The following is a 1,390-nucleotide window of genomic DNA, read 5'->3' on the forward strand; positions in this document are numbered from 1 at the left end:
CACGCCCAGGCCCCACTCCGCTCGACGATCTTCGCCAGAAGATCCGGCCGGCGCCGCAGGACCGGCTTGCCAGGATGGTCGACCTCAACGAGGAGCGCACCGCGCAGATCCTGCGCAAATGGGCTTCCCAGGAAGTGGCGGTGTAAACCATGCCTTCCGTAGCCCTCTTCGACCTTCTGCCTGATTTCGGCACGCGCGCGCAGCGTGCCGGCCAGCCCCGGGCAGCAGTCGATCCCGAACACAAGCCCGAGACGCCGGCGACGCAAGCCGATATCGGCACGCTGATCGCCGAGGCGGTTGCCCAGGCGGAGGCAGCGCTGGAGGGCCGCCTGGCGGCTGCGCATGACGCCGCGCTCGAAGCCGAACGCCAGGCCAGTGCTGAGGAAGCAAGGATATTTCTCGAAAGCCTTGGCGACGATGTCGGCAAGGCGGTCTCGTTGCACATCGATGCGATGGAGGCGCGCGTGACCGGACTTGTCGCCGGCACGGTCGCCCGCATCATCGGCGGCATCGTCAGCGACGATCTGCAGAAACGTTCGATCGATGCGTTGGCAGACGCCGTCCGCGAAGCGGTTGGCGACGCCGAGGCTGTGCGCATCGTCGTGCGCGGCCCGCTCTCGATGTTCGAAACACTGAAGGCATCGCTCGGACCCCGCGCCGCCAATCTCGATTTTGTCGAGGCGCCAGGCTTCGACCTGACCGTGGCTATCGACGAGGCGGTGTTCGAAACGCGCATGGCCGAATGGTCGACGACCCTCTCGGAGGTCCTGGCATGAGCGTCGCCAACGCCGATCAGGGCCGCCACGAGATCATCATCGTGCGGCGCAGTCATGACGACCATGACGAGGCCCACCATGGCGGCGTCTGGAAGATCGCCTTCGCCGACTTCATGACGGCCATGATGTGCTTCTTCCTGGTCATGTGGCTGATCAACGCCGCCAACGAGCAGACCAAGGCAGCCGTGGCCAGCTACTTCAACCCGGTCAAGCTGGTCGACCGCAATTCGAGCCGCAAGGGCCTGGAGGATCTCGGCGACGGCCCGCGCGCCATGGGACTGACGGCCGACGATCCGCAAGAGGCGACCAGCAAAGCCGGACAGAACGGCAATGCCGGCGCGGGCGCGTCCGAGCGCAAGCAGGACAAGCAGGAGCCACAGCAGGCGGAACACTCCGACGACCATCTCTTCGCCGACCCCTACGCCGTGCTTTCGGAAATCGCCACAGATACCGGCGTCATGCAGAATGTCAGCCAGAAAGGCGATGGCGGCGTGCAGGCTGCCGGCCCGGCTACCGGCGCCTCCGGTGGCGCCTCCTACCGCGATCCTTTCGAGCCGGATTTCTGGTCGCAGCAGGTCGCGGCGCCCGGCGCCGCGACCTGCTGCGACCAGAAA

The 1,390-nt window shown here is 66.4% G+C and carries 2 protein-coding genes; both read left to right on the top strand.

Going from position 1 to position 1,390, the window contains the following annotated elements; translation table 11 throughout:
• Positions 1-149: 149 nt before the first annotated feature.
• On the top strand, positions 150-776 hold the full coding sequence (locus EN994_RS31540) for a hypothetical protein (RefSeq protein ID WP_063168920.1): 627 nt from the start codon (positions 150-152) through the stop codon (positions 774-776).
• Positions 773-1,390, top strand: a 618-nt coding sequence (locus tag EN994_RS31545) for a flagellar motor protein MotB (protein ID WP_281060218.1), incomplete at its 3' end; no start/stop codon positions are given. The genes EN994_RS31540 and EN994_RS31545, both read left to right, overlap by 4 nt.

The sequence above is a fragment of the Mesorhizobium sp. M7A.F.Ca.CA.002.09.1.1 genome, assembly GCF_003998555.1.
In the GTDB taxonomy this organism is placed as follows: domain Bacteria; phylum Pseudomonadota; class Alphaproteobacteria; order Rhizobiales; family Rhizobiaceae; genus Mesorhizobium; species Mesorhizobium ciceri.

Coding starts and splice junctions, on each gene's coding strand:
- EN994_RS31540 (WP_063168920.1), top strand. CDS start 150: ATGCCTTCCGTAGCCCTCTTCGACCTTCTGCCTGATTTCGGCACGCGC.